Origin of the sequence: Agrobacterium sp., assembly GCF_032092815.1 — a bacterium.
In the GTDB taxonomy this organism is placed as follows: domain Bacteria; phylum Pseudomonadota; class Alphaproteobacteria; order Rhizobiales; family Rhizobiaceae; genus Agrobacterium.
This window is the reverse complement of sequence record NZ_DAMDBP010000089.1, coordinates 1-5668: the sequence shown is the minus strand read 5'-3', so window position 1 is coordinate 5668 and position 5668 is coordinate 1. Positions and strand designations below refer to the sequence as shown.

The 5668-nt window shown below is 58.1% G+C and carries 4 protein-coding genes and 1 pseudogene; 3 read left to right on the top strand and 2 right to left on the bottom strand.

Annotated elements, in window-relative coordinates:
- Nucleotides 1–702: pseudogene (locus RT613_RS23650) on the bottom strand (IS3 family transposase); the annotation flags it as partial.
- 967 nt (nucleotides 703–1669) lie between these two features.
- On the bottom strand, nucleotides 1670–2563 hold the full coding sequence (locus tag RT613_RS23645; protein WP_313618807.1) for a LysR family transcriptional regulator: 894 nt from the start codon (nucleotides 2561–2563) through the stop codon (nucleotides 1670–1672).
- A 124-nt stretch (nucleotides 2564–2687) separates the two neighbouring features.
- On the opposite strand from RT613_RS23645, the gene RT613_RS23640 reads away from it, so the two are divergent.
- From RT613_RS23640 to RT613_RS23630, 3 genes are read left to right on the top strand one after another with little or no spacing between them, the layout of a single operon-like run.
- Complete coding sequence (locus RT613_RS23640; RefSeq protein WP_409558892.1) at nucleotides 2688–3929, top strand: MFS transporter; 1242 nt, start codon at nucleotides 2688–2690, stop codon at nucleotides 3927–3929.
- On the top strand, nucleotides 3926–4402 hold the full coding sequence (locus tag RT613_RS23635) for a cyclophilin-like fold protein (RefSeq protein ID WP_313618806.1): 477 nt from the start codon (nucleotides 3926–3928) through the stop codon (nucleotides 4400–4402). Before RT613_RS23640 ends, RT613_RS23635 begins: the two co-directional genes overlap by 4 nt.
- A gap of 57 nt (nucleotides 4403–4459) precedes the next feature.
- On the top strand, nucleotides 4460–5542 hold the full coding sequence (locus RT613_RS23630) for an alpha/beta hydrolase (protein ID WP_313618805.1): 1083 nt from the start codon (nucleotides 4460–4462) through the stop codon (nucleotides 5540–5542).
- The last annotated feature ends 126 nt before the right edge of the window (nucleotides 5543–5668 follow it).

Genomic DNA, 5668 nt, shown 5'->3' with positions numbered 1-5668 from the left:
CATAGGAAATATCGACACCCCATTTCTGGTTGGGGTCGGTTGCGGCAAAATCCTGATCAATGATGTTGGGCGCGACCGGGAAGGCATGCTGACTGTCCGTCGTGCGCTTGAAACGCCGCTTCTGCCGGGCACGAAGGCCATTCTCGCGCATCAGCCGGGCGGTTCGTCGTCGACCGATGGCAAAGCCGCTGTCTTGCAGTTCCCGCGTCATGCGTGGGCTGCCATAAGTCTCGCGGGAAAGCGTATAGGCCGAGCGCACATGCGCCAGCATCACCATGTCGTCTCGCTGTCGGTGACTGGCTGGCCGGTCTTTCCAGGCAAAATAGCCGCTCTGGCTGACATCCAGAACCTTGCAGAGACGATGTGCGGGGAATTCCTGTTTCGCCTGGTCGATGAAGCGGAACTTCATCGACTTCCCTCCTTGGCGAAAAAAGCCGTGGCACGCTTCAGGATGTCCCGCTCCTGGCGCAAAATCTCGTTCTCGCGCCGCAGGCGTTTGAGCTCGGCCACCATATCTTCATCGACGTCACGAAGACCGGGATCGTCCATGACTGCATCACGGTGGCGGCTCAGCCAGCGTGTCAACGTCGACAACCCGATCCCCAGATCATCGGCGACCTCGCGCCGAGTGCGCCCACTCGTTTGCGCAAGCCGCACGGCCTCACGTTCAAATTCCTTCGTAAACGGCACTTTCTTCGTCATTACGGTTTCCTTTCAATTCAAGAAAACCTCTCCACTTTTCCGAAGCAAGTCCAGAACCCCTCACCTGAAAAATCTATCACTTAGCAAGCTAAGGTGATGATTTTTCTTCCTCTCCCACAGGGGTCGAGGTGGGGTGCTAGTGGCAGCCCCGACCTCCCTCATTCCCGCGCTTGTTGCGGGAATCTAGTCATCCCCAGTCTTGGGGATCGATAAACTCTTCTCGCCGCGCAGACGCGCGTCAGCTGGATGCCTGTGACATCCCTCGGGTCAGGCCCGAGGACGAGGCATGAGGGTCGGCTGGGGTGGACCTCAGTGTCAAACAATGCACCAACAATTGCCTCGACGTCATCCTCGCCCCTGTGGCGAGGATCTAACCACGCCAATCAGAGATGTTGCGGTTGCGGATACGTGGTTAGATCCTAGGGACAGGCCCCAAATATGACGGCGGGTTTGGGCGCAGCACAACAGAACCCCTCATCTCTGTGCTTGTCACAGAGATCCAGTCATCCCCAGTCTTGGGGATGAAAAGACTTCTCTCGCCGCGCCGACGCGCGTCGGCTGGATGCCTGTGACATCCCTCGGGTCAAGCCCGAGGACGAGGCATGAGGGTTGGTTGGGGTGGCTGTCGGCGTATAAAAAAGCCAATCATTTCGTGGTGGGGTGAAGGTATGATCGGCAGACAGTTCGCACTCAGCGCCAACTACACTCTCGACGTCATCCTCGCCCCTGTGGCGAGGATCTAAGCCATCCACCAAAATTGCGACGTGGATAGATTCTCGGGACAAGCCCGAGAATGACGCCGAGTGGGTGGATCGAGAAGTGGCAAACAAAACCCCTCACCTGAAAAATCTATCACTTAGCACGCTAAGATGATGATTTTTCTTCCTCTCCCACCGGGGGTAGAGGTGGGGCGTCAAGCCACATGGTCATGCACAACACAACCCTACCCATCACGCAACACCACTCGTCACCCGCGCTGGCGCAGGGCATCCACCACCACGGCAAGGGCCGGAGACATCTGCCAACGGCTGGGGTAATAGAGGTGGTAACCGGTAAAGGGCGGGCTCCAGTCAGAGAGAACGCAAATCAGGCGACCAGCGGCAATATGCTCGGCAACAAGGTTTTCCGGCACATATGCAATGCCATAACCTTGCAGTGTCGCATCAATCATCGCGACGGAGGAATTGAAGGTCAGCTGGCCTTCCACCCGCACCCGCAGCTCGCGCCCATCCTGTTCAAACTCCCAGGCATAGAGGCCGCCCCATGTCGCCTGGCGGTGATTGATGCAGGAATGACCGACAAGGTCCTTCGGGGTTTCAGGTATTGGATTTTTGGCAAAATAGGCCGGTGATGCCACCGCAACCAGCCGCCAGTCGGGGCTGATGCGAACGGCGATCATGTCCTTATCGACACTTTCACCCAGCCGCACACCCGCATCAAAACGTTCCTCGACAATGTTGCGCATGCCGTTATCGCTATAAAGCTCCACCCGCACATCGGGATATTTTTCCAGCACTTTGGAAAGTTTGGGCCACACCGTGGTTTGCAGCGCGTGATCAGACAGGGTCAGCCGCACGGTGCCGGAGGGTTTTTCACGGAATGCCACCAGATCGGCCAGATCGGCCTCGATGCCTTCAAAGCGCGGCGCGAGCGATTGCATCAGCCGCTCACCCGCCTCTGTTGTCGCCACACTACGGGTGGTTCTGGTCAACAGGCGCACACCAAGCCGCGTTTCCAGCTGCTTGATGGTGTGGCTGAGCGTGGATTGTGACGTGCCAAGCGTCGCGGCCGCCTTGGTGAAGCTCTGCTCCTTGGCAACCTCAAGAAACCACAGCAGATCCTTCATGTCTTCGCGCAGCATAGGCCACCTCAATTCATATTGAATTTCGATAAGTCCATGCGAATTAGCATGGATTGTTCGCAAAGTCGCGCATCAATATCTTCACGCATCACCGGGGAACCGTGGTTTCGATGAGGATGCCTGCATGAGTTTGACCTACGAGGACGAGATTGAGCGCCAGAGCGCGCAACACGGCCGTCGCGAAAGCACCGCGGATAACGGTACCGAAAACAGCCGCGCCGCATGGAGTGCGGTTTTTTCCATGACACTGTGCGTGTTCGTGCTGATTGCCTCGGAATTCATGCCGGTCAGCCTGCTGACACCGATTGCCGCCGATCTTGGCGTAACGGAAGGCAATACCGGCCAAGCCATTTCCGTTTCCGGCATTTTTGCCGTGCTGACCAGCCTGTTCATATCTAGCCTCACCCGTCGGTTTGACCGGCGTGGCGTGGTGCTGTCGCTGACTACGCTGCTGATCCTGTCTGGCCTGATTGTGACTTTTGCACCCAATTACCCCGTGTTGATGGCTGGACGCGCAGTTCTTGGCATTTCAATTGGCGGGTTCTGGGCCATGTCAACGGCCATCGTCATGCGGTTGGTCAATGTGCGCGACGTGCCAAAGGCACTGGCGCTGCTGAATGCCGGCAATGCCATTGCCGCCACCATTTCCGCGCCGCTTGGCAGCTTGCTGGGTGCCTATATTGGCTGGCGTGGGGCGTTTTTTCTGGTGGTGCCGGTTGGGCTGCTGGCACTGTTGTGGCAGTGGGTTCGTCTGCCATCTTTGCCACCGCGCAGTGACCACACATCTCTCAATGTTTTCCGGCTGCTTTTGCGGCTGCCGGTTGCCACTGGCATGGCGGCCATTCTGCTGCTGTTCATGGGCCAGTTTGCGCTGTTTACCTATCTGCGGCCTTATCTCGAGCAGGTCACGCGGCTCAGCATTGAAACCCTGTCTCTGTTCCTGTTGGCCATGGGCCTGTCAGGCGCGGTTGGAACATGGCTGATTGGCCGGCTGTTGCAGCGCCGTCTGTTCAGTATTCTGGTTGCCATTCCACTTGCCATGGCCGGGCTTGCCGGTGTGATGGTGGCGTTGGGCGAACGGCCGGTTGCGGTGTTTGTCGCGCTTGCCGGCTGGGGTTTTCTGGGCACGGCTGCGCCGGTTGGCTGGGGCACATGGCTGAGCCGCACGCTGGCCGATGATGCCGAAGCCGGTGGCGGCCTGCAGGTGGCGGTTATTCAGCTTGCCATTACGTCAGGCGCTTCACTTGGTGGCTTGTTTTTTGATGCCTTTGGCTGGCGCTCCACCTTTTTGATGAGCGCTGTGATGTTGTGCGGCTCTGCCGTTCTTGCCCTTGCCGCATGGCGTGCGGTGCGCAGGTCGACATGAGCAAACCAGCCCTGCCCCTTGGCCACCTTAAACGGCGCGAGCTTCTGGCGACGGTGCTGGCCGCCTCGACCTTTCCCTGCCACGCCTTCAGCCAGTCAGACCCCAATAATCAGGAGCGCAGCACGGTGAGAATAAGGTTGAGTTTTGCCAATCAGAGCATGACCGCAACGCTCTACAACAATAAATCGGCACGCGATTTTGCCACGCTGCTGCCGCTGGACCTGACGATCAGCGACTTTGGCGGCAATGAAAAGATTGCCTATCTGCCGCGCAAACTAACAACTGAAGGCAGTGGCCCGTTCAGCAACGAACAGCCCTATGACCTTTGTTATTACATGCCCTGGGGCAATCTGGCGATGTTTTACGCGCCTTACAAACATCCCGGCCTGATCCGCCTTGGTCGCTTCGATGATGGTTTCTCGGCGCTGCACATATCAGGCGAGTTCCCGCTTCGCATCGAGCGCATCTCGTAAAACTGCAATCTTGAAACTCCACACACCACGCCATTTTCAAAACAAGGAGATTTGCCCATGACCACGAACGAAACCGACAAGGGCCACAATGCCAGCCGCCGCGACCTGATGAAGGTGACCGCGCTGACTGCAGCAACCATGAGCATGTTGCCGATGGCGGCGGGCGTGACACAGGCGCTGGCGCAGGACAGCAGCTGGGACAAGGTGTTTGCCAAAAGCGACAATGTGGACCACCAGAAAGTGTCGTTCAAAAACCGCTATGGCATAACACTGGCCGGTGACCTGTACCTGCCGAAAAACCGCACAAGCGCGCCTTTGGCCGCACTCGTCATCAGCGGGCCGTTTGGCGCGGTGAAGGAACAGTCATCTGGCCTTTACGCGCAGACCATGGCAGAACGCGGGTTTGCCACGCTGGCCTTTGACCCCTCCTACACCGGTGAAAGCGGCGGCGAGCCACGCAACATCGCCTCGCCTGACATCAACACCGAAGATTTCAGTGCTGCGGTGGATTATATCGGCCTGCAAAGCTTCGTCGACCGCGAGCGGATTGGCGTCATCGGCATATGCGGCTGGGGCGGCATGGCGCTGAATGCGGTTGCTGCAGACAAACGGGTCAAGGCTGTGGTGGCCAGCACGATGTATGACATGACCCGCGTGATGTCCAAGGGCTACAATGACAGCGTGACACTGGAACAACGCACGCAGACACTGGAGCAGCTGGGCCAGCAGCGCTGGCAGGATGCACAAAACGGCAGCCCGGCCTACCAGCCGGCCTATAATGCTGAAGTCACGGCGGATTCACCGCAATTCATGATCGACTACCATGATTATTACAGCACGCCGCGCGGATATCACGCCCGTGCCGTCAACTCCGGCAATGCATGGTCGCGCACCACGCCGCTGTCCTTCATGAACATGCCGATCCTGACCTATATTGCCGAGATTTCTCCACGTCCGGTGATGCTGGTGCATGGCGAAAACGCCCATTCACGTTACTTCAGCGAAACGGCCTTTGCCGCCGCTGCCGAGCCTAAGGAATTGGTGATCGTGCCGGATGCCAACCACACCGATCTCTATGACCAGATGGACAAGATCCCGTTTGACCGCATTGCCGATTTCTTCGGTCAGCATTTGGCGTGAGGGCGTAGGCTAGACGGGTGGCGGCTCGAGTTGAAAGGGCCGCCAAGCCCCCCCTCATTCCCGCGCTTGTTGCGGGAATCTAGTCATCCCCAGTATTGGGGATGCAAAGACTCTTCACGCCGCGCA